Raw genomic sequence first — 23,371 nt, 5'->3', positions numbered from 1 at the left:
ACCATCCAAAAAGTTAGAGCTCGACGGTCACCGAAGCGGGATCCTCCCCTACCAGCTCGGCCAGCATGGGAAGTGCCGCGGTGAGCGTCTCGGAAATCGTTCCGGCGTTGGTAAAGCCGGCGGCAGCGTGGTGCCCACCTCCGCCAAAGTTGGCCGCAATCTCGGAAACATCAAGTTCGCCCTTGGAGCGCAGGTTGCCGCGCACCTTGGTATCGCCCTCGATGCCCTTAAGGAACAGGCAGACCTCGACGCCCATCACCGAGCGCACCACATCGACCAGGCCGTCGCACTCATCCGAGGTGACGCCGCATTCCTTGAGGTCACTCTCATACGCGTAGCTATATGCCACGCGCCCGTGCGCGACCGTCTTAATGCGACCCATGACAATGGACTTAAGGTGCAAGAACTCGACACGCATGCTCTGATAGACCTCGAGCGCGACGCGAGCCGGATCGGCACCGTGCGCCACCAGACGCGAGGCGGCATGAAACGCGGCGGCGTCTGCGTTCTGATACTGAAAACGACCGGTATCGGTGACCAGGCCGCACAGCAGGCAGGTCGCAATGCTGTCGCTTGCAGTAATGCCGCAATCGGCCAAAAAGCGGTCGATAATCATGGCGCAAGCAGCGGCATTGACACACCTAAGGCTGACCTCGGCAAACTCCTCGCGCGCTGGGTGATGGTCAAAGCACGCCACATGGGCCGAACGACGCAACACCTCGGCGGAATTATTGAGGCGCTCGACGACCGGCACGTCCACCGAGATGAACAGGTCCGGGTTGCCGGTGTAGGTAGATGCCGGCACCAGCAGATCGGCGCCCTCCATAAAACGGTAGATGCGAGGAACGGGATCGTCATCTGCCAGCAGCAGGGCGATGTCCTTGTCGGGGAACACCTTCATAAGCGAAAGGCCCAGGCCCAACACGGAGCCCAGGGCATCGCCGTCGGGAGAGGTGTGACCCGAGATCGCAATGGAGGACGCACCCTCGATGAGCTCGAGGATGCGTCGTTTAATATCTGCAGACTCGCACGAGGCGAGATCGGCGGAATTAGTCATCTAAAGCTGCCTCCTGGACGGCATCCGCTATGGGGTAGCCGTCCTCGTCCTTTTCGATCGCAAGCGTGGCCGGAACGTTTTCCAGCGCACGCGTGATGCGCTCGGCCTCATCGGTCGAGCGATCGATGCGAAAATCGAGCTCGGGCGTGACGCGCCAATCGAGCGAGCGAGCCAACAGGCTGCGAATACGGCCCTTGGCGCTGGCGAGAGCCTCCATGACCTCATCGTAGCGGCTCGCATCACACGACACATACACGCGCGCGAACGAACGGTCTACCGCGACCTCGACCGCGGTCAGGGTGACCAGGTCGAGACGCGGATCGGAAACCTCAAAGAGCAGGATATAACCGAGCTTCTCGCGAAGCTGCTCGCCCAAACGGCGGGTTGCCTGCGTTTGCTTCATAGCGCTACCCCCTACTCGGTGCGGGCAACTTGGTCGATGCGGTAACCCTCGATCTGGTCGCCGGGCTTGATGTCCTGGAAGTTCTCCAGGCCAATGCCGCCCTCGGAACCGCTCTTGAGGCTCTTGGCCTCGTCCTTGTAGTGGCGCATCGAGGCGATCTTGCCGTTGAAGACCACGATGCCGTCACGCACCAGGCGCACGGAATCGGTCGCGGCGATCTCACCCTCCTCCACGCGGACACCGGCGGCGATACCGACTTTGGGCACCTTGAAGGTGTCCAGGACGGTCGCGGTACCCGTGGAAACCTCGACCTCGGTGGGCTTGAGCATGCCGATACGGGCAGCATCGAGCTCCTCGAGGCACTTGTAGATAACGTCGTAGCAACGGATCTCGACGCCCTCGCGCTCGGCGGCGGAGCGGGCCTTGCCGTCGGGACGCACGCCAAAGCCGATGATGATGGCGTTGGAGGCATCGGCCAGGACGACGTCGGTCTCGTTGATGGCGCCGACGGCGGAGTGGATCGTGTTGATGCGGACCTCGGACTGATCCATCTTGTCGAGCGAGTCCTGAAGGGCCTCGATGGAACCCTGGACGTCGGCCTTGATGATCAGGTTGAGCTCCTTGACCTCGGCGTCGGCGATGGTCTCGAAGAGGTTCTCGAGCGTGACGTGCTTCACGCGGCTCTGCTCCTCGATACGTGCCTTAAGCGAACGCTCATCGGCCAGGGCGCGAGCCTCGCGCTCGTCCTCGAAAACGCGGAACTCGTCGCCGGCGTTGGGCACGGACTGAAGGCCCAAGATCTCGACGGCATCGGAGGGGCCGGCCTCGGTGACGGCGTTGCCCTTGGGATCGAGCATGGCGCGGACGCGGCCATAGGTAAGGCCGGCGACCAGCGTATCGCCCACGTGCAGGGTACCGCGGGTCACCAGCACGGTAGCAACCGAGCCGCGGCCCTTGTCGAGCTTAGCCTCGAGGACGTTACCGGAGGCAAAGGTGTCCGGGTTGGCCTTGAGCTCGAGCACGTCGGCCTGGAGCAGCACGGTCTCGAGCAGGTCGTCGATACCGATCTTCTGCTTGGCCGAGATGTTGACGAACATGTTCTGTCCGCCCCACTCCTCGGGGATGATGCCGTACTCGGTGAGCTCCTGGCGCACGCGGTCGGGATTGGCGCCCGGCTTATCAATCTTATTGACGGCGACGACGATGGGTACGCCGGCGGCCTTGGCGTGGTTGATCGACTCGATGGTCTGAGGCATGACGCCGTCGTCGGCAGCCACGATCAGGATGACAATGTCGGTCACCTTGGCGCCGCGGGCACGCATGGCCGTAAAGGTGGCGTGGCCCGGGGTATCGATGAAGGTGATCTTGCGGTCGTTGATCATGACCTGCGAAGCACCGATGGCCTGGGTAATGCCGCCCGCCTCGCCGGCAGCGACGCCGGTGTGACGAATGGCGTCGAGCAGGCTCGTCTTGCCGTGGTCGACGTGACCCATGACGGTGACGACCGGGGCACGGGGCTTAAGGTCGGCGGGATCGTCGTAGAACGAGAAGGTGTTCTCCTCCTCGGGGGTGATGATCTTGATCTGACGGCCCAGGTCGTCGGCAACGAGCTCGACGAGGTCGTCGGACATGGACTGCGTCATCGTGAGCGGCGTGCCCAGCAGGAACAGGCGCTTGATGATGTCGTTGGCCGGAACGTCGAGCGCCTCGGCGAGCTCCTGGACGGTAACGCCCTGGGAGACCTTGATGGCGTCTAGCTCCTCGGGGTTCACGCCCTGGGCCAGCGCCTCCTCAATCTTGCGCTCCTCCTGAGCCTTAGCAGCCTCGCGCTCGCGCTTCTCCTTGCGCTTCTTGCGGCGACCGGTGGACTCGCGAGAGGCCTCCTCGACGGCAGCGCGGGCCTCCTCGAGCACCTTCTCGCGGCTGTACTCCTCGGCCTCGCGAGCCATGCGGCTGTAGTGGTCCTCATCGTTGCCGTGACCGCCCTTGCGCTTCTTGCCCTTGCCCTGCTTATCGGGGTTGGGGAAGTCCATGCCGGCAGCGACGTTGTTGCTGGCGTTGGTGCGATGGCTGTGCGGACGGCTCTCGGAGGCGTTGCGCTCGGAGTTGTTGTCGGAGGCGTTGCGATCGTTACGACGGCCACCGCGACGTTCGTTGTTGCCGCTGCGACGGTTGCCGCGCTCGGCGGCGCGCTCTGCCTTGGCCTTCGCCTCGGCGTCCTTCTTCTCCTTGAGCACGGTCTCCTGTGCGGCGATCTGGTCGAGCAGCGAACGGAAGCGCGAACCGGAGTCGGAAGCGGGAACGGCGCGGCGCTGGGCCTCGCGGGCAGCCTCCTCCTTCTCGCGGGCAAGGCGCTCCTGCTCAGCCTTCTTCTTGGCCTCGGCCTCGGCACGGGCGGCCTCCTCGGCAGCCTGGGCGGCGGCGAACTGGCGGCGCTCCTCCTCGCGTGCCTTCTCGGCGGCGATGCGCTCACGCTCGGCCTCGGCAGCGCGCGCTGCCTCCTCGGCGGCGGCTGCCTCCTCCTCGGCCTGCTTGGCGGCCTCGACTTCCTTGGCGCGGGCCTCGATCACCGAGGCGAGCTGCTTGCGGACCATGGCGACGTAAGCGTCCTCCAGGGCGGAGGAAGCGGACTTAGCGGGAATCTTCATTTCGGCGAGATGACCCATCAGTTCCTTGGAGGTCATGCCGAACTCTTTGGCCAGGGTGGACACACGGACTTTTGCCATATGACTTCACCTACCCTTTCTGGCACCTTGGGTGCCTAGAGACTGAACGAGCGTGGGAGATGCGCCGGGACCTGCCCGGCGCGACCGCGCGCTAGATCAGGTCCTCCGCATCATCGAAGGCGTCGGTGTCGTGGACACCGCAGAAACGGGAGCCCGGACGGGCCTGGTTGCGGCACTGGACGCCGTCCTCGGACACGTACTCGCAGCGACGGACATCGTCGTCCTCCTCGTCACCGATCAGGTCGGCGGCGGGCTCCTCGTGAACGGGGACGTTCTTGAGGATGTCGGCGGCAAGGGTCTCGGACTTGATGTCGATGTGCCAGCCGGTCAGACGAGCGGCGAGGCGGGCGTTCTGGCCCTCCTTGCCGATGGCGAGCGAAAGCTGGTCGTCGGGCACGATGACGCCGGCATAGGCCTTCTCCTCGTCGATGAGGACGCGGGTGACCTTGGCGGGCGACAGTGCGTTGGCGACGTAAACGGCCGGATCGGCATCCCACAGGATGACGTCGACGCGCTCGCCGCGGAGCTCGCCCACGACGGCGCGGACACGGCTGCCCTTGGGGCCGACGCAGGCGCCCACGGGATCCAGGCGGTCGTCGAGCGAGTGGACGGCGACCTTGGAGCGCTGGCCGGGCTCGCGGGCAATCGACTTGATCTGGACGGTGCCCTCATAGATCTCGGGCACCTCCTGCTCAAACAGACGACGCATGAGCTCGGGGTGGGTGCGGGAGATGACGATCGGCGGACGGCTGTGCTCGCCGCGAACCGGCTGCAGGTTGGAGTTGGGATCGCGGACGTCGATGATCACGGCTTTGATGTGCTGGTTGTGCAGGTAGCGCTCGCCCATCGGACGCTCGTTACGCTCGTTCTCGTAACGGCGCTGGTCAAAATGCGGCAGCTCGGCCTCGACGCCATCGCGGATCTTGACGATGGTGAAGTCGGGCGTGGACTGCAGCACGGTACCGCTGATGAGGTCACCGATACGGCCGGAGAACTCCTCGTAGATCTGCTCACGAGCGGAGTTGCGCACGATGGCGTTGATCTCGGCCTTGGCGTGCTGGGCGGCGATGCGGCTCGTGTTCTTGGGGGTGACGTCGATCTCCTCGAACTCGGTGAAGTTGCCCTCCTCGTCCATGGAATCGTCGATCGGCTCCAGGCGGTAGACGTAGATCTTGCCGGTGGTGCGGTCGATGGTCACCTTGGCGCCCCACTCAAGATGCAGGATCTCGGCATAGCTCTTGGCGAGCGACTGCTCCAGGCGGTCGATCAGGTAGAGCTGGTCGATGTGCCTCTCCTGGCAAAGCTCCATCAGGGCGGACATCATGTCGGATGCTGCCATGTTAGTTTCCTTCCTTCGCGGGCTTGAAGTCATAGGTGGGCTTCAACTTGCACTTTTTAACATCAGAGAAATCGAGGGTGACGGACTCGCCGTCCTCGAGCTCGAGGGTCACGTTCGTCTCGGTCGCGGCGGCAATCTTGCCGGAGTACTTGCGACGGCCCTCGGTGGCGATGGAGGTGAGCTCGCAGTCCTCGCCCACAAAGCGGGCAAAGTCGCGCGGGCGGCGCAGCGGGCGCGCCATACCCGGGCTCGACACCTCGAGCGTGTAGCTCGAAGAAATGGGGTCGAGCTCCTCGATCACGTCGCCGACCCACTTGGTATTGGCCGTGACGTCGTTGAGCGACAGGCTCTGACCCTCGGCACCCTCGATACGCACACGCACGCAGGGGGCCTTGGTGGCGCCCACGAGCTCAACGTCGACAATATCGACATCGTGCTGGGGAGCGACGGCCTCGAGCGCGTCGATGATCGCCTGCTCGGTCTTGGTCTTGACCATTGCGGCACCTCCATCCATACAAAAAAGAAGCGGGGCCGAAACCCCACTTCTTTCAATTACAACTTCATTTGCAAGCAAACTATACCAATACCTGCGAAAACGTGCAAGCGTCAAAGAAATTCGCAGGTCAGCGCGCCCACAGCTTCTCCACAAGAATAGGACAATTAGACGAGGACTCCTGTGCGGTGCTCCCCAAAAGCCCCAAAACGGGCCATGCGTCCCAGCGCGCCGACCCAATCGGGCCCTATGGGCATTCCGTCCCTGGGCACACACCGGCCAGACTAGAGCTGAGAGGCATTCTGTAGCGAGAAAGCCTGCCGCACGATTGACCGTACAACCTTCCAGTATCTCTACGGCAAGGAGGCACCATGAAACGCCTAGGCACCCTCTGCGCGACCGCGCTCGTCGTCGCTGCCTGCTCGTTCGCTCTGGCGGGCTGCAACAACATCGATGGTAAAACCGGACAATGCGAGCCGGACCTCGGCAGCACCAAAGCCATCGAGAAAACGACGCCTTCGGAGCGTTTCGACAAAATAGACGAAGATATAGTCGATCCCCAGGGTTTAGGTCCCGACCCTCAAGAACAGTTCCCCATCGACCTTGAGGCAGACGAGAACGTCCATGTTGCCTGCGTGGGCAAGGACACGGATGGCTACGGTGACGCCGTGTTGGTCTTTGCGGTGACAAACAACACCGATGTCGACATGATGTTTGGCGATGTCGATGCTTATGCCTACGTCAACGGTGTCGTCCGCGACGTGCGCATGCGCCAACCCGTCGCCGCAGGCGAAGAAACGACCGCGATGCTCACCTTTGTAGGCACCTTCGACGATCCGGACTTTGATGTGAACAGCAACCTCAACGATATCTACCTCAACATCTGGATGTTTGAGGAGCAGACGGGCAATGTCTACTTTAGGGACCTGGTGCACATTCCGTAGAGGGTGGCGCTAGGCACCAGCCAAACAGGACACACAGCGCAAAACGAGGGACGACCCAACTGGATCGCCCCTCGTCTTTTACGCGTCAGTTATGCTCGCAGTGCTTACTTGACCACCAGGTTGACCAGCTTGCCGGGCACGCAGATGGCCTTGACGACCGTCTTGCCCTCGGTCCACTTGGCGACAGCAGCCTCGGCGGCAGCCTGCATTTCCTCGTTGGAGGCATCGCGGGCCACGTCAATGCGGCCACGGACCTTGCCGAGCACCTGGACGACGATCTGCACCGTGTCCTCGATGGACTCGGCCAGGTCGAAGTCGGGCCAGGCGGCGGTGTAGGCGTTGCCCTCGCAGCCAAGTGCCTCGTGCCACAGCTCGTCGGCCCAGAACGGGCAGATGGGCGCCAGGACGCTCACGATGTCCTTAGCCACGCCGTAGCACAGGGCCTTGTCGCGGTCAGCACCCTCGGTGCCGTTGAGGTAGGAGCTCGCCGCGTTGACGAGCTCCATGACGGCCGAGATCGCGGTGTTGAACTGGCCGCGATCAAAGTCCTCGGTGCACTTGGCAATGGTGCGGTGACGCTCGCGGTAGAGCTTCATCGCGGTCTCGTCGAGCACGGACTTGTCGAAGGCCACGTTGGCGTCACCCGACTGGACAAGCTGCCACACGATACGCCAGGCGCGCTTGATAAAGCGGTTGGCGCCCTCGACGGCCTTGGGATCCCAGTCGAAGTCCTTCTCGGGCGGGGCAATAAACAAAATCGCCAGACGCATGGTGTCGGCGCCGTAGGGCTCGATAACCGAGCTCGGGGGCACGACGTTGCCCTTGGACTTGGACATGGTGTCGCCGTTCTCGTCCTTGACCATGCCCTGGCACAGCAGGTTGGTAAAGGGCTCGTCCACGCTCAGCAGGCCCAGGTCGCGCAGCGCCTTGGTAAAGAAACGGCTGTAGAGCAGGTGCAAAATGGCGTGCTCGATGCCACCGATGTAGTTATCGACGGGCATCCAACGGTCGGCCGCCTCGCGGGAGAAGGGCAGCTCGGTGTTATGCGGGTCGGTGTAGCGCAGGTAATACCAGCTGGAGCAGGTGAAGGTGTCCATGGTATCGGTCTCGCGCTTGGCCGGGCGACCGCAAACCGGGCAGGTGGTCTCGTAGAAGTCCTTGCACTCGGCGAGGGTCTCGCCGGCGCCCAGGTCCAGGTTCTCCGGCAGCGTCACCGGCAGCTGGTCCTCGGGCACGGGTACAATGCCGCAGTGCTCGCAGTGGATGGCCGGGATGGGGTTGCCCCAATAACGCTGGCGGCTGATGAGCCAGTCGCGCAGACGGAACTCGACCTTGCGACGACCGCAGCCCATGGCCTCGAGGTCGGCCACGATGGCTGCCTCGCCCTCGGAGTGCTTGCCGCCGCGCATGCCGGTGTACTTGCCGGACTGGACGAGCGTGCCCTCGGCAGCGTGGGCGCAGTCCCAGTCGACGGTCTCGGCATGGAAGGTATCGATGGTCTCGCCGCTGGCCTCGACGGCAGCGCGGTCGTCATCGTCCAGGATGATCGGCACGATCGGCAGGTCGTACTTGCGGGCAAACTCAAAGTCGCGCTGGTCGCCGCAGGGAACGGCCATGACGGCGCCGGTACCGTAGTCGGCAACGACATAATCGGCAACCCACACGGGGACCTTCTCGCCGTTGACGGGGTTTACCACGTAGCGGCCGGTAAAGGCGCCGTGCTTCTCGAGGGTGCCCTGGGCACGCTCGACTGCAGAGATATGCTTAGAGTCCTCGACGATCTTGGTGACGGCCTCCTCGTACTCCGTGCCCTCGACGAGCTCGTGCAGACGAGCGTACTCGGGAGCCAGGACGAAGAAGGACACGCCAAAGAGCGTATCGGCACGCGTGGTGAAGACGGTGATCTTGCCCTCGTCGCCCTCGATGGGCTCGCCATCCTGGTCGCACAGGGTAAAGTCAACCTCGGCGCCCTCGGAGCGACCGATCCAGTTGGCCTGCATCTGCTTGACGCGCTCGGGCCAGCCGGGGAGCTTCTCCAGGTCGTCGAGCAGCTCCTGGGAGTACTCGGTAATCTTGAAGTACCACTGCTCAAGGTCGCGCTTCTCGGGCTCGGTGCCGCAGCGCCAGCACTTACCCTCGGTGACCTGCTCGTTGGCCAGAACGGTCTTGCAGTTGGGGCACCAGTTGACCGGGTTCTTCTTGCGGTAGACCAGGCCCTTTTCCCACATCTTCTCAAAGATCCACTGACCCCAGCGGTAGTAGTCGGGGCTGCAGGTCTTGACCATGCGATCCAGATCGTAGGAGAAGCCCATGCGCTTCATCGTGGCGAGCGCCTGGTCCATGTTCTTGTACGTCCAGGCGGCAGCCTGCGTGTTGTGCTTGATGGCGGCGTTCTCGGCGGGCAGGCCAAAGGCGTCAAAGCCGATGGGATGCAGCACGTCAAAGCCGCGCATGCGGGCCTGACGGGCCATGGCATCGCCGATGGTATAGTTGCGCGCGTGGCCCATGTGCAGGTCGCCCGACGGATACGGGAACATCTCGAGCACATACTTTTTGGGCTTGCTGTCGTCGGTGTCGACGGCAAAGAGGTTGGAGTCCTCCCAGGCCTTCATCCACTTGGACTCAATGGCCTGCGCGTCGTAGGCAGGGATCTCGTCCTTATGATCTGTGCAATCGCACATATCAGCTCCTTTAATCTTAGCTGGGGTCGGTCGGCTTGGCTTTATTCGCTACTGCGAACAGTCCTGCGCAAGACGAAGAGCACATTTAGTGCTCTTCTTTGCGTGCGGAACTTGTAGCGAACAAAGCCAAGCCGACCGACCCTAAGGTTAACTTGACTGATGATAGCAAATACGACAAGCGAGATGCCTGCGACTTGCAGGCATCTCGCTTTATCTAAATAACGTGGTTGTGAATCAACCGCTAATTGTTACCCGCCCAAATATGGTCGGGTTTTCCAAGTGCCGCAGATTGCCGTGAAAGAGGAGCGACGCGTACTTTGGTACGCGAGCGACGGTTTGGACGGCAAGGTGCGGTTCTTGGGAAAGCCGCTTATCGATAGGAAACGCTCTGCTGAGAATCCTTCACGACAACGTCGTGGGCGCCGCCTTCGACGATTGAGGTCGAGCTTACCAGGGTCAGGCGTGCCTTTTCCTGGAGCTCGGGAATCGAGAGGGCACCGCAGTTGCACATCGTGGACTTGACCTTGTAGAGCGTGCCGCCCACGCCGTCCTTGAGGGAGCCGGCATAGGGAACGTAGGAGTCGACACCCTCGACGAAGCTGAGCTTCGCGGCGCCGCCCAGGTCGTAGCGCTGCCAGTTGCGGGCACGCGCAGAACCCTCGCCCCAGTACTCCTTCATGTACTGGCCGTTGACGTTGACGCGCTCGGTCGGGCTCTCGTCAAAGCGGGCGAAGTAGCGGCCCAGCATCATAAAGTCGGCACCCATGGCAAGGGCGAGCGTCATGTGGTAGTCGTAGACGATGCCGCCGTCGGAGCACACGGGTACGTAGACGCCGGTCTCCTCGTAGTACTCGTCGCGAGCGCGGCAGACGTCGATCAGCGCGGTGGCCTGGCCACGGCCGATGCCCTTGGTTTCGCGGGTGATGCAGATGGAACCGCCGCCGATACCGACCTTGATGAAGTCGGCACCGCAGTCGGCCAAGAAGCGGAAGCCCTCGGCGTCGACGACGTTACCGGCACCGACCTTGACATCCTCGCCGTAGTTGGCGCGGATCCACTCGATGGTGCGCTTCTGCCACTCGCTGAAGCCCTCGGAAGAGTCGATGCACAGGACATCAGCGCCGGCCTCGATGAGCAGCGGCACGCGCTCGGCATAGTCGCGGGTGTTGATACCGGCGCCGACCATGTAGCGCTTGTCGCCGTCGAGCAGCTCGTTGGGGTTGGTCTTGTGGCTGTCGTAGTCCTTGCGGAAGACGATGCCCATGAGGTGATCATTGTCGTCGACGATGGGCAGAGCGTTGAGCTTGTTGTCCCAGATGACGTCGTTGGCAACCTTGAGGCTGATGTTTTTGTCGCCTACGATGAGCTGCTCACGCGGGGTCATGAACTCGGAGACCTTCGTCTGGTGGTCATCGCGGCTGGGGCGATAGTCACGGCTGGTGACGATGCCCAGGAGCTTACCCTTGGGAGTGCCGTCGTCGGTAACCGGCATGGTGGAATGACCGGTCTTCTCCTTGAGCTCGATGACCTGCTCCATGGTCATGTCGGGGGTCAGCGTGGAATCGGACTGAACGAAGCCAGCCTTGTGATCCTTGACGGCCTTGACCATAGCGGCCTCGGACTCGGCGCTCTGGGAACCGTAAATGAAGGACAGGCCACCCTCGGTAGCGAGCGCGACACCCATGTCGACGCCCGAGACGGACTGCATGATGGCGGAAACCATGGGGATGTTCAGGGTGATTGCCGGCTTCTCACCGCGCTTAAAGCGGGTTAGCGGCGTCTTAAGAGAGACGTTGTTGGGGATGCACTGCGAGGACGAGTAACCAGGGACCAGCAGATACTCCGAAAACGTGTGGGACTCACCGGGAAAGAACGTAGCCATGTTTCTCCTTTTTCCATGCGACCGGTCGGCTGCAGGCCTCGTAGGACCCAGCCCAACCTTGGGCGCCCAATACTGGGGAAGTATCTTAACGCACTTTGACTGCTACAATGCATGATTTAAGAAGAGCACACGAGGGTTTGACGCTGGCATTGCGTTTGCCCAGCAAACACTTTAGCGGGGAGACGTGGAGCGTATGAAGTACAAGACGACAGCAAAGCTGGTCATTCAAGCGTGCGACAAGGATCTGCCGGGCGTCTTCGGCCACGGCTGCGTCTTGCTGCTGCAAGGTATCGCCCGCGAGCACTCACTCAACCGTGCCGCCAAGAGCATGGGCATGGCGTATTCCAAGGCCTGGCGCATTGTGAACGAAGCCGAAGGCCAGCTGGGATGCAAACTCATCGAGCGCGACGGCGCCCGCGGATCCACGCTCACCCCCGCCGGCGAGCGAGCCATCGAAGTCTACGAGACGTTGCAGAGCGAGATCAACAACGTCATCGCCACCAAAGCCAACGACCTCATCGCCAGCATCAAAAAGTAGCTAATTTGGGACGGGGCTTTTTTAGCTGCACAACCCCTTCTCATAAGTTGCGGTGAAATAGGGACTGTTTATGCCGATAAAGCCGTAAATCAATCCCTATTTCACCGCAACTTATGGAGTTGAGGATGATTTAGCTAGTTGCGAAGGGCGTTGTCTAGGGTTGACGCTACAACCAGTGGGTTGTCGGTACCGGCGAAGAGGCGGATGGTGCTCCCCTGCTTGCCGCGTGGGGCCGAAAGACGCGTCGTTGCGCCGCCGGCAGGCGATGTGCGAAACTCCCCCGGCAAAGCGTCGAACAGCTCTCCTGCGCTAAGCTTGATAAGGTCAAACTCAACTGCCGGGCCAAAACCATGCTCGAGGATTCCCGTTGCAACCGCATGGTCGGGATGCGAGTTCAGCCCGGGATAGCACACGTTGCGCACCATCTCGTTGGCGGCCAGATACTCGGTCAGCGCACGGGCGCGGTCGAAATGCGCTTGCATGCGGGTGTTAAACGAGGAAAGCCCGCGCTCCAGCACGTCGGCCTCCTCGGTAGAAAGGTCGAGCGCCGACGAGCCGCACCCCTCAAGCAGGGTATACGCGCACTCGGCAGCAGCATCCACACGATGGCGCTTGAGCTGCGAGCGCGCAACCGATACGGCAACCAACTTGCGTGAAGCATCACCGGCGCACACGCGGTCGAGCGCCTCGAGCGACAGCACAGCACCCAGCCGCAGCGGATCGCAGCCAAAAGCCGACGCCACGGTGTTGTCCACAACAAGCAGCGCGCGGGCTTCACGAGCCGCGCGACCCAGAGCGCGAAGGTCGGGCACGCGCAGACCAAATCCGCCGATAGAGTTCACAAACCACCACAGGTGCGGCCCCTCGGCATCAAACGAAGCATCAAAATCCTCGGACGCGGCAGTAAACGCCGCAACCGACGGCGGGTCCACAAGCACAACATCACAGCCTTCAAAGCCGTGCGCAAACGCATCGGCAAAGTCATCCGCAAAGGCCACCAGACGGTCACCGGGACGCACAATACCCAGCAGCGACAGCGCCGCCGGCACATGCGGGGCCGCAACAAGACCCGCCTCGCGCGCACTGGACCTCAAAGCCCAGGCCTCTTCTAGCTGCTGTACATCCACGCGGCACCGTCCCTTCATAAGCAAAAACCCACGATGCGGGTGTTCCCCGCATCGTGGGTAACGGCTGCAGTATAGCGCCGATATGCGACGAATCGCCTAGATGTTGAGCATGTGATAGTTCACGCTCGCACCCGGGGCGTCAACGGTCACGCCATAGGCCTCGGGATAGATGCGCGTCGAAAACACGAGCGCGCCATCGTTCACAAACACCTCGACCGACGAGACATCGCCGACAATGCGCACGTTACGAACCTCGTCGACGGGCTCCCAGCGCACGGTACGACCGCAGCCGGCAGAAGCGCGACCTTCATCGGTAAATCGCATCTCAAAGCGCGCGGGCAGTTCGCCCTCGGCGGGCATAAACGCCAGTTTCAGCTCGCCATCAACGGTTGCGGTGAACGCGCCATCGACACCGTCAACAACAACGTCAAAGCAGGTATCGCCGGCAACCTCCAACGAGCCCTCCCCCACACGCACCGAGGCATAATGGCGCTCGATCTCGCGCGCCGGCTGCTGCAGCACCACGCCGCCGTCACCGGCTGTAAGCTCACGCGGCACCGTCATGCAGTGCTGCCAGCCGCACACCACAGTGGGATCGTTGCCATAGGTCGGCTCATCGGGCATGCCCATCCAGCCGATCAAAATGTGGCGACCGTCCTCGGACGTAAACTCCTGCGGCGCATAGAAGTCAAAACCGGCGTCCCACAGGCGGAACTCGCCCAGCTCATAGGCACCGTCACCACCCGTAATGTCGCCCGATACAGGCATGTAGCCAGCGGCATACACATTGCCGCGGTCCCAACGACCGCCCTCAAGGCCCTGGGGCGAGAACGACAAAAATGCAGCGGTATCGCCATTCGCATCGAGCTCAATATAACCTGGGCACTCCCACATGAAGCCAAAACGCTCGGGCGTAGACACACGGCTCTCGAGCTCCCAGCTCAACATGTCGGCCGAGCCATACACCAAGATCTCGCCCACATCGCGCCCGGCACCCTCGCCGTGCATAGCGCAAAATCGACTATCGACATGCGGCCCATCCACGCGACGACGGGCGCCCAGCACCATACGATAACGCCCGTCCGCGTCACGCCACACTTTGGGATCGCGCACATGACAGGTCAAATCCTCGGGATAATCATCGGACGCCAGTACCACGCGCTTTTGGCTGAACTCCCGACCGGCAAGGCCATCAACGCTCTCGACGTAAACAGTATCGGCACGACGGCCGGTATTGACGTAGTCGTACGTCCCGTCCGCATCGGATAGCTTCACATTGCCTGTATACAGCACGCGAATGCGACCGTCCTCGGCAAGCGCGGAGCCCGAATACACACCGTGGCAATCGAACGGCTCGTCGGGCAGCAGCGGGGCGCCAACGTAGTCCCACGTCATAAGGTCGCGGCTCGTCGCATGACCCCAGACCTTAACGCCGCCCTCGACATCAAACGGCGCATATTGAAAATAAGCGTGGAACACGCCGCACGCTTGGCAAAGACCGTTGGGGTCGTTAAGCCAACCCGCCGGCGGCATAATGTGGAAGCGCTGGCCATACGCGCCATGACCGCACTCAGAGGCGGCGGCGTCAACAGCGGCGACCAGCTTTGCAAGGTCGCGACCAAGGGCATTAGACATATCAAAGTCCTAACGGATCGAAAGTAACAAGGCGCCAGAGATCGGCACCAGATACGGGAAACGCCCGCGAGCATACAACCCGCGGGCACCCCTCAATCAAAAACTCTTAGGCCTGCTCGGAAGCCTTGGGCTCGTCCTTGTACAGGACAAACGAGACGGCAAAGGAAACCAGCGCGGCGACCGCAAACATGATCGCGTACTGCACGGGCTGGGCCAGGCACAGCAGGATGCCGAAGATACCGGTAACGCCCGTGCCGGAGGCGGCCAGCGAGGTGAGCGCGCAGACCAGGGCGCCGCAGCCACCGCCGATGCAACCGGCGATGAAGGGCTTAAAGAAGCGCAGGTTCACACCAAAGATGGCAGGCTCGGTAATGCCCATGAAGGCGGACAGAGCCGAAGGAAGCGCCAGGCCCTTGATCTTGGCATCGCGGGTCTTAAAGGCAACGGCAAGTGCGGCGCCACCCTGGGCGATGTTGGCGGCGCTGGCGATGGGCAGCCAGTAGGTCACGCCGTACTGGGCGAGCTGACCCAGGTCGATGGCGGTGTACATCTGGTGGATACCGGTAACGACCGTGGGGGCATAGAACAGGCCGACGATAAAGGAACCGATGCCGAAGGGCAGGGTCAGCAGGGCCTGGATCAGACCAAGGATGGCGTTCTCGGCCCAGACAAAGATCGGGCCGACGGCAACGAGCGTCACGAGCACGGTCACGAACACCGAGACGAGCGGGGTCACAAAGAGGTCGAACATCTCGGGAACGATCTTGTGCAGGCGCTTCTCGAGGAAGGCCAGAATGGCGCAGGCGATAACGATGGGGATCACGTGGCCCTGATAGCCGACCCACTCAAAGCTGTACACGCCGGGGATGACGGTGACCATGGTCTGAACGCCCTCGGAGGCAACCGTGTAAGCGCTCTGCAGCGAGGAGTTGATGAACGCACCGCCGACGACGGCACCCAGGTACGGGTTGGCGCCAAAGGCCTTGGCGGCGGAGTAGCCGATCAGGATCTGCAGAATGCCAAAGGACGTTCCCGAGACCAGGTCGGCGATCTTATAGATAAAGTTATTGGTGTCGAGCGCGATAAAGCCGTTGGAGGCCATAAAGTTGAGGGCGCTCATAATGCCCAGCAGCAGGCCCGAAGCCACGATGGCGGGGATGATGGGGACAAAGACGTCGCCGAGCACCTTAATGGCACGCATAAAGATGTTCTGCTGCTGCGCCGCGGCCTCCTTGACCTCGGCCTTGGTAGCAGCCTCAACGCCACTGAGCGCGATGAACTCCTCGTAGACCTTGTTGACGGTGCCGGTGCCAAAAATAATCTGCAGCTGGCCCTGGGCCTCAAAGACGCCCTTAGCGCCGTCGATATTCTCGAGGGCTTCCTTGTCGACCTTGGCGTTGTCGGCAATCACCAGGCGCAGGCGCGTGGCGCAGTGCGCAGCCGAAACGACGTTGCCGGCGCCGCCGATGTTGTCGAGCACCTCTTGGGCTGATTTACGGTAGTCCATGACTTCCCTTTCCTCCAACGGGCGCATTTACACCCGGCCATCTTTGACACTTACACTGTAATCGATTTCAGTTTGATATGTCTGCAATCGTTTTCATAGTAGGGTGAACGGTAGGAAAAAGCCGGTGAATGGTAGTTTTACGGCAAAACAAGGCGACTTAGAGGCAGACAGACGTGCCCAAAACCTATACATTCATAAGCTGATGGCCGAGCTTGAGCGTCTTGAGACCGCTCTCCCCCTCCTCGCCATCGAGCGTATTGAGCAACATATTGGTCGCCTCGACGCCACTGGTCAGGTAGCCATAATGCACGGTGGGAATGCCGCCCGTCAGCGCGCGCAAAAACGCATTGTCGCCAAAACCACTCACGCGGTGTATGCCCTCGCCCATGCCGCGAACCTCATCGATGGCACGCAGCGCGCCCGCCGCCATGGTGTCGGTCGCGCAGGCGATAAATGAAACATCGGGAGCGACGGAAAGCAGCTCACGCGCCGCACCATAGCCCGAATCGAGCGTAAAGGACCCCTGGCGAATCAGGCTCGGATCAAGTGCCACGCCCGCGGCGCGCAAGCCAGCCTCGAAACCGCGACGGCGGTCATAACCGGCCGCGCGGTCCTCTTCGGTAACTCCAATATAGGCAATCTTGCCGTCCACGCGACCCGCAAGTGCATGGCCCAGCTCAAAGGCGGCCTCGTAATCGTCGTGATAGACGCACGCCGCGCCCTCAACATTCTGGCCGATCAGCACGATGGGCACGCGGCACGATTCAATCGCCCGACGGTGCTCGTCGGTAATCATAGTTGCCACCAGCACAATGCCATCGACCGGGTGGTTTTGGAATAAATCGAGGTATTCGAGCTCACGATCGGCCGCGTTGTCGGTGTTGGCAAGCAGCATCTGGTAGCCACGGCGACCGAGCACCTGGCCAATGCCGGCGGTAATGCGGCTCACGGACTCCGAGTTAATCTTGGGCACGATGACGCCGATGAGCTTGGTGGAACCGGTGCGCAGCGCGCGAGCTTGGCTGGACCGCACGTATCCGGTCAGTTCAATCGCCTTCTTAATGCGCTCGGCCTTGTCCGTCGAGATATATCCACCGTTGAGGTAGCGCGAGACGGCGGCGCTCGAAACGCCGGCCAGCTCGGCCACATCTTTCATCTTTACCACGAGCACCCCTGTCGTTGAAATCGCTTTCACCATGATACCCGTGCGGAGCTACATGCGTGTCGCAAGACAGGACGTCACGGTCAATTTAGCTGTCGTAGCACGGGCATCGCAGGGCTTCAACTAGAAACTTCGAAATATAAATGCCGAATCAGTCAAACTACCGATTCGGCACCCCGTTACATTTGCACACAGTGGCAGGCAAAATCCAACTCGAGAACAACTTACTCACTTTGGAAAGACGCATCGCTGTCCGCTGCCAATTCCGAAGGAAGAATTGCCGGCAGCGTCAAAGCCCCCATGGGCGAAAGTCCAGTAACGACCATCAGATAGCTCTTAGCGTGACCATACGCCATGGAAATCGCATTAGAGAGAAGATAACGGCGCGCTTCATCGTCTGAAATGTCGAACGGCATTTTTGTTGACACCGAAATAGCAACCGTCACATCAGCGCGCATTTTTTCCTTTGCATCGTCTCTATCAATCAGACTGCCACACACATACAGCTTTAAGTCTGCACGCTCGCCCGCCTTGTTCCTCAATAGATGGACGTCCTGATAGCTAACGTCAACTTTTAAATCCATATTCTGGGAGGGCTCATTCTCAATATGAAAAGTTGAGTCGACAACAAACAAATGAACAATCTGAATAGGCGCAATGAAATCCTTGCTCATGCAGCCAAACCTCCCGGAATCATCTCAAAGTTCAGTCGTTTAGCCGAGCAGTCGCTGTTAAATGAAGACCATTGTTCTCGGACAGAATTATTAGACGAAGAAAACGGCGCCTCATTCGAATAACTGGAAATGACCTGAGGAAAGATTTTGATACCCAACGCAAGCTCAAACTTTGCGATTGTTTTCAGCGTCATGTTGGGCTGAGAATTCAACAATTTCGAAAGCGACTGAAGACTCACGCCCATACGCTTTGCCAGCTCGCTTTTACTCAAGCCCGAGCGCTGCATCTCGCGATGAACAATAAACTCAATATCTAGTGCGTGCTCATAGGCACGGGTTTCGCTCGTTTCCGTTTCCGCGTAAAAGTCTGATAAATCGACCTTAACCATTACAAGTCTCCGTTTCGTAAGCGGGCAAAAAAGCCGACGCTATGACTCCAAAAGCTGCTTTGCTATCGGGGCCAACTGTTTTGCGCGTTTAATTTCTTTGGAAATATTTCCCGAGCCTTGATGGCCCTTAAACCAAAAAAGCAAAACAATCTTGTCCACGCCTTGGCAAATCGCGTAGACCATTTCTCGATTAACCCCATCAAAACCCTTGAGTTCGTATAGCCCAATCTTAGGCTCGATACATCGAAGCTTTGACGTTCCAGTGACATCCTTTAGCCCGTAATCATAGATTTTTGAAATCTGATTGATCATTTTACGGGCGGTAAACTTCGTTTTAGGATCAGACATCATCTTCTGAAACTGAGAGTTCTCAGGGGAGGTGGTTAGTTCCCAAAAAGGTCGTCCCTCGGGATCAGCATATTCGACAAGCTCATAGTCACTAGCCAAAGGCCACCCCCTCCGCTTCAGATGAAACCAAATATGATTAACTTATAAGTTAAGTTTAGTCAAATTCAAATACATGGCAAGCCCCAAGCCGTGTTCAAGCAATCTGCATTATTGACTCAGAGAAATGCGGCAAAGAGGCGGTAGAAACTACATTGGCAAATAAGGCCCCCGCGAAGTGCCCGAACTTTTATGGTGGCCAACAACATACCTAGGAAGACGAAGGCAAGGCACGCAACCGCCCAGTCACCGTGGCCGGTCTTAGGGAGCGCGGCGGCTTGAGTTGTTGCGGGCTTGGTCTTTTTGGTGGTCTTGGTCGCAGGCGTCTTGATGGACGCGGGCGCGGGCTTGGCGTCCGACTTGGGCGACGAATCAGGCGTGGGGGGCGGGTTTTCGCTGGGCTTGGTCTCATCACCGGGCTTTTCTTCGCTACCGTGCCTTGTATCCCCCGCGGGATTGCCACCGGTGGGCTCATCGATACTGGGCTGGGTCTTCCCCGCCGACGGCTGGGCGCCTGTGGGTTCAATTACCACATGCTGAGTAACGACCCCACTGACGTCAAACACGCTGGAGCTACCAAAGGCCCCGACCGTCGGCGACACAAACAGTGCAGACGCAAGCGAGCCGCTCTTGCAGGCAACGTCCGCGCTGGCGCCGGTCGCATCCACCCAATGGGCATCCACGACAAACCGGCCATCGGAGGCGTACACGCCAAAGAAGCGGCAGTCCTCGCCCGATCCGCCGCTAGCAGCAACAACGCGCGCGCCGCCCAGCCGGGGCCCGAGACACCCGGCTCGTCGTAGGACTGCCCCGCGATGGTAAGGCTATCCGCACCCGCGACATAAGGAGGCCCGCCCAGCAAAACACATACGCAGGCCACAGCAACAAGCAGAATGTGACGACGACGATGATGGTTGGACAAAACGGCTGACATGACCGCTCCGACCCATACGGAAAGCCAATAGAGGCGCGCCAGAAATAGCCTGGTAGCAGATACTATTAATGTATCGAGGTTGAATCCGAAGCATATCCAGGCAAATAGAAACAAGTGAACAATTCGGTGTAAATCATTTTTGTAGTCGGCGGACGGCGAAGGCGGCCACACGCGAAGCCAACTAAAGCCAAAGTACGAATAAATGATCTACCGCAACTTCTTTTAGATTTTTACCGCTGCTACAAGGGCAGGATTCATTCCTGTCAAACAATCTTCCAATTTGCTTCCCAATGCAGCGCTTTCGAGCATCCGCCAATGATGGAACGTATTCGGCCGTATGGACAACATCATGCTCCGAGAGCTCATCAAGTCTGGATTCTATGATTCCCAGCAACGCAATCTAACCATTCGACGAGATATGTCGAGGTGAACAGCTAACAGGAGACCATTAGGCGAAATCACAAAGTGGCATTCCCCGCAACCCACATCGTCACTTGACAAATAATCACAATTATTGAAATAGGATGGGCACAAAGGACAATAAAAGCAAAGCAACGAAATAGATATCATGGGCTTTAAAATGCGCAAAAAGCGAGATCGACACCCACTCGAACGCATCGAACCACAAGCAAAATAGGGTCTAAAATGTTTTCCAGATTCCATACACCTCGGTTGAATTGATGCAATCCCTCAAAGGCAAAAATGAACCGCATTTCCCATCTTCTGTTGCCGAATGCACGATTCCGACAACCTTACCCATGCCATTAAATACAGGACCACCGCTCATCCCGTGCTGGAAGAGACAGTTCGTATAGCAAAGAGTGCCTTCCTCACTGGGAGATCCAATTTCAAGCAATTCTCCATCAAGCAAATCGAAGCGGAAGCCGTTTTCTGAATGATGAAGTTGGTACGCAAAGACTTTATCGCCCTTAGAGGGTAAATCAGTGCTAACCGAAACCCTAGGGAAGGATTGGATAATCTCTGGAGGGACGTCGTTTAAAATTGCGGCATCATGTCTACCTGTCTGTACGGTCGATTTACCAAAGCTGAATATTCCCAGCGAGATCTTCGCCGAGCTCTTAACGCCTATGTTTCGCTTTTCCCTATCATCGAAAACGGCGTCGGAAATCACATGCCATGCCGTAAGGAGCCCATAGCTAGGTAGATAAAATCCCAATCCCTCAAATGGCTCATCCTTAGAATTAATGCCCTCAAGATAGAGAATTGAATCTTGATGAAGCGCGATTGGAAATACAGAGTCTCCTTCTACTTTTGATTGATTATATAGACTGCCCAAACGCATAAGAGGGCCTGAAGACCATGGATTTTTTAGAAGCGATTTATAGAAATCCAAACTACCCCTGAGTGAGGCACGAAACGTTCCCTTCTCTTCTTCGGAAAGATCGCTACTAGACTTACCATAATAACAACCCATCGCCCCCTCCTCATCCCCAATACTTAAGCGATGAAGCGTTGATCGAAGACGACGGTACTGTTCACGTTTTATATTTGTTTTCTTATTACAAACAACGCCCGTAACTACCTGTCTTGAATAATTGCAGCTGTAAAAAGATTTGTTCTCATTAATCTCAAACGATTTATTGCCATGAAATTCGGTGATCGCAACTCTAATTTTGTTAGGTATGCGAAGTTTCCTGTCCGAATAGAAATGGCGATAAAACCAATATGAACTTTCAAACGAAAAGGTGAGATCATCAGCATATCTAGAATATTGATAATGGTACTCACGAGACAGGTGCATAAGCTGCTTATCCATGCCGAGACATATCATATTTGAAATAATAGGTGACGAAGGAGCTCCCTGAGGAAGTCCCTTTGGTGTCGAAATAAGCCGTGATAGGCAAAACGCAACCTCGGAAGAGAGTCCAAGTTTCTTAGATTTAAGGAGACCGTAAACCCGCTTAGATGAAATAGATGGAAAGAAGTCCTTAATATCCAATCCGACAATTACCTGCGAACCAACATGAATGTCCGCATTTGTTCGAATTGAACGGCCCCTAACAAAGCCGTGAACACAAGGCAGCGGCTTATAATGCTTCTCAAGTTGTTTGGCGATTATTCTTTGAACTCTTTTGAGATCAGACCTCGGAATCAGCAGTTCTCGGAAACCACCATTTCTTTTGGGAACCAGTCTATGCCGGTACAGGGAATAAAATGAATCCGCACTAACAAAATAGTCCAACTTATCCAGAGATAAGTTTAGAAAGTCGGCTAATTCTTTCTTAGTTTGAAGTTCATCAACCATCTGCTAACCCTTAGTTTAATAGCCGGCTCCTCCGTAGAACCGCATATAAATGGATACGTAACAGACATGATGTGCAGACAATGCACTATCGATTGCGATGCGCAATCGCGAATTCGAACCGGCTATTCAATTAATTTTACAGCATTTAATCAATAGCAATAGCCAATAAATGATTATTGATCACCTTAAGATTCATTTTTTGATCAATCATTCAACATTGACGAATACCCTATCGTTCGGAGGTTTACACACAATGTAAACCGGACACACATTCTGTTCGAATAGCTAAAACGGGCATAGAATTCAAATAGTCAAGGGGACATCGACCAGCACCGACGCCCCCAATGTGAGCACACTATTTGTCCTATAAGCCAGAGCTCAAACGCCAGCACCACATCCCCTACTGCCCCCGCGCGCGGTAGCGGGCCTTGGTGGCCTCCTTGGCCGGGCGCCACCAAGGACTCGTTGGCGACGTACCAGTCGATGGTGGCCCTCAGGCCCTCGGGGAAGTCGGTGTGCGGCGGCCTCCAGCCCAGCTCGCACTGGAGCTTCGTGCTGTCTATTAGACGAAACTGCAGCGTCCAGAAATCTAGCCAAGTAGCTTCGACTCGATTCCCGCGAAATCAATAAGAGCCGTTGAGTAATCCAAAATAAATAGCAGGCAGGTACCAAGAACCCACACCTCATCGGCCAAACGCAAAGTATCGTTTTGCGCCTTAACGATTGTCTCATGGTCAAGATCTCTATACTCAGACTCATAACCGGCCTCGCCGTTGTGGCCGCACAACCGAAGCGCCTTGATGGCAGTAAGCTCTATCATATCGTCAACGTCAGGCCTAATAAAATGCCTCTCAAAACTCTGGTATCTAGAAGCATTGCCAACGATTGACTTGTATTTCAGAGCGTCTTCACGGGAAACAGTTCTTTTCAGATATTCCACGTCGGGCATTTTCAGAAAATGCTTACATGCCTCGACCATTGGATAGTTAACGTAGAGCTTGCCATTGTCTGTGCTCTCGTTAAAGTAACGTTGCATTTCCTCCAACCGTTCAGGCGAGAACCTATTATCTTGGAGCTCATAGTCAAAGATCAGCAAAACATCAATAGGAAACGATCTCATAGCCAATGTCGAGGCCATAGCACTCAAAAAAAGCATGAAAGAGTTTAACC

Annotated in this window: 20 protein-coding genes; 2 read left to right on the top strand and 18 right to left on the bottom strand. The window is 58.4% G+C overall.

Annotated features, from left to right (window positions below; translation table 11 throughout):
- Positions 1 to 13 precede the first annotated feature (13 nt).
- The 5 genes from DW823_RS04000 to rimP form a co-directional block, all read right to left on the bottom strand.
- On the bottom strand, positions 14 to 1,057 hold the full coding sequence (locus DW823_RS04000; protein WP_118080526.1) for a bifunctional oligoribonuclease/PAP phosphatase NrnA: 1,044 nt from the start codon (positions 1,055 to 1,057) through the stop codon (positions 14 to 16).
- Entirely contained in the window at positions 1,050 to 1,460 is a 411-nt protein-coding gene (rbfA, locus tag DW823_RS03995; protein ID WP_117799341.1) for a 30S ribosome-binding factor RbfA, read from the bottom strand. The genes DW823_RS04000 and rbfA overlap by 8 nt, the downstream gene beginning before the upstream one ends.
- A gap of 11 nt (positions 1,461 to 1,471) precedes the next feature.
- Positions 1,472 to 4,186, bottom strand: a complete 2,715-nt coding sequence (gene infB, locus DW823_RS03990; protein WP_118080524.1) for a translation initiation factor IF-2 — start codon at positions 4,184 to 4,186, stop codon at positions 1,472 to 1,474.
- A 91-nt stretch (positions 4,187 to 4,277) separates the two neighbouring features.
- Complete coding sequence (nusA, locus tag DW823_RS03985) at positions 4,278 to 5,525, bottom strand: transcription termination factor NusA (RefSeq protein ID WP_118080522.1); 1,248 nt, start codon at positions 5,523 to 5,525, stop codon at positions 4,278 to 4,280.
- Position 5,526: 1 nt separating this feature from the next.
- Positions 5,527 to 6,021: a ribosome maturation factor RimP gene (gene rimP, locus DW823_RS03980; RefSeq protein ID WP_118080520.1), complete on the bottom strand. Its 495-nt coding sequence runs from the start codon at positions 6,019 to 6,021 to the stop codon at positions 5,527 to 5,529.
- A gap of 368 nt (positions 6,022 to 6,389) precedes the next feature.
- Here rimP and DW823_RS03975 point away from each other — a divergent pair, with 368 nt between their 5' ends.
- Entirely contained in the window at positions 6,390 to 6,962 is a 573-nt protein-coding gene (locus DW823_RS03975; RefSeq protein WP_118080518.1) for a hypothetical protein, read from the top strand.
- A gap of 104 nt (positions 6,963 to 7,066) precedes the next feature.
- On the opposite strand, the gene leuS is transcribed toward DW823_RS03975, so the two are convergent.
- Both leuS and DW823_RS03965 read right to left on the bottom strand, forming a co-directional pair.
- Positions 7,067 to 9,643 carry a leucine--tRNA ligase gene (gene leuS, locus DW823_RS03970; RefSeq protein ID WP_118080515.1) on the bottom strand — a complete coding sequence of 859 codons (2,577 nt, stop codon included), beginning with the start codon at positions 9,641 to 9,643 and terminating at the stop codon, positions 7,067 to 7,069.
- A 370-nt stretch (positions 9,644 to 10,013) separates the two neighbouring features.
- Positions 10,014 to 11,525 (bottom strand): IMP dehydrogenase, encoded by a 1,512-nt coding sequence (locus DW823_RS03965; protein ID WP_055251158.1) that lies wholly within the window; start codon positions 11,523 to 11,525, stop codon positions 10,014 to 10,016.
- A 193-nt stretch (positions 11,526 to 11,718) separates the two neighbouring features.
- Here DW823_RS03965 and DW823_RS03960 point away from each other — a divergent pair, with 193 nt between their 5' ends.
- The gene (locus DW823_RS03960; protein ID WP_118080513.1) at positions 11,719 to 12,063 is read left to right on the top strand and encodes a winged helix-turn-helix domain-containing protein; all 345 of its coding nucleotides are present in this window, start codon (positions 11,719 to 11,721) and stop codon (positions 12,061 to 12,063) included.
- A gap of 134 nt (positions 12,064 to 12,197) precedes the next feature.
- Here DW823_RS03960 and DW823_RS03955 read toward each other — a convergent pair whose 3' ends face one another.
- From DW823_RS03955 to DW823_RS03905, 11 genes are all read right to left on the bottom strand, one after another.
- Positions 12,198 to 13,190 (bottom strand): PLP-dependent transferase, encoded by a 993-nt coding sequence (locus DW823_RS03955; RefSeq protein ID WP_158567264.1) that lies wholly within the window; start codon positions 13,188 to 13,190, stop codon positions 12,198 to 12,200.
- A gap of 96 nt (positions 13,191 to 13,286) precedes the next feature.
- The gene (locus DW823_RS03950; RefSeq protein ID WP_118080509.1) at positions 13,287 to 14,825 is read right to left on the bottom strand and encodes a glycoside hydrolase family 32 protein; all 1,539 of its coding nucleotides are present in this window, start codon (positions 14,823 to 14,825) and stop codon (positions 13,287 to 13,289) included.
- Between the two features lie 106 nt (positions 14,826 to 14,931).
- Positions 14,932 to 16,332, bottom strand: a complete 1,401-nt coding sequence (locus DW823_RS03945; protein ID WP_118080507.1) for a PTS transporter subunit EIIC — start codon at positions 16,330 to 16,332, stop codon at positions 14,932 to 14,934.
- A 184-nt stretch (positions 16,333 to 16,516) separates the two neighbouring features.
- Entirely contained in the window at positions 16,517 to 17,488 is a 972-nt protein-coding gene (locus DW823_RS03940) for a LacI family DNA-binding transcriptional regulator (RefSeq protein ID WP_233542987.1), read from the bottom strand.
- A gap of 230 nt (positions 17,489 to 17,718) precedes the next feature.
- Positions 17,719 to 18,168, bottom strand: a complete 450-nt coding sequence (locus tag DW823_RS03935) for a hypothetical protein (RefSeq protein ID WP_118080503.1) — start codon at positions 18,166 to 18,168, stop codon at positions 17,719 to 17,721.
- The gene (locus DW823_RS03930) at positions 18,165 to 18,557 is read right to left on the bottom strand and encodes a helix-turn-helix transcriptional regulator (RefSeq protein ID WP_118080501.1); all 393 of its coding nucleotides are present in this window, start codon (positions 18,555 to 18,557) and stop codon (positions 18,165 to 18,167) included. Before DW823_RS03930 ends, DW823_RS03935 begins: the two co-directional genes overlap by 4 nt.
- A gap of 39 nt (positions 18,558 to 18,596) precedes the next feature.
- On the bottom strand, positions 18,597 to 19,004 hold the full coding sequence (locus DW823_RS03925; RefSeq protein WP_118080499.1) for a hypothetical protein: 408 nt from the start codon (positions 19,002 to 19,004) through the stop codon (positions 18,597 to 18,599).
- 116 nt (positions 19,005 to 19,120) lie between these two features.
- Positions 19,121 to 19,684: a hypothetical protein gene (locus tag DW823_RS03920; protein ID WP_147350650.1), complete on the bottom strand. Its 564-nt coding sequence runs from the start codon at positions 19,682 to 19,684 to the stop codon at positions 19,121 to 19,123.
- Positions 19,685 to 20,116: 432 nt separating this feature from the next.
- On the bottom strand, positions 20,117 to 20,206 hold the full coding sequence (locus tag DW823_RS10035) for an SEC-C metal-binding domain-containing protein (RefSeq protein ID WP_369831698.1): 90 nt from the start codon (positions 20,204 to 20,206) through the stop codon (positions 20,117 to 20,119).
- 369 nt (positions 20,207 to 20,575) lie between these two features.
- A complete protein-coding gene (locus DW823_RS03915) occupies positions 20,576 to 22,201 on the bottom strand; it encodes a reverse transcriptase domain-containing protein (RefSeq protein WP_118080495.1) in 1,626 nt (541 codons plus the stop codon).
- A gap of 589 nt (positions 22,202 to 22,790) precedes the next feature.
- On the bottom strand, positions 22,791 to 23,357 hold the full coding sequence (locus tag DW823_RS03905) for a hypothetical protein (protein WP_118080493.1): 567 nt from the start codon (positions 23,355 to 23,357) through the stop codon (positions 22,791 to 22,793).
- Positions 23,358 to 23,371: the final 14 nt, after the last annotated feature.

Source organism: Collinsella sp. AM34-10, from assembly GCF_003469185.1.
Classification (GTDB): Bacteria; Actinomycetota; Coriobacteriia; order Coriobacteriales; family Coriobacteriaceae; genus Collinsella.
This window is presented reverse-complemented; position numbering and strand designations above follow the sequence as displayed.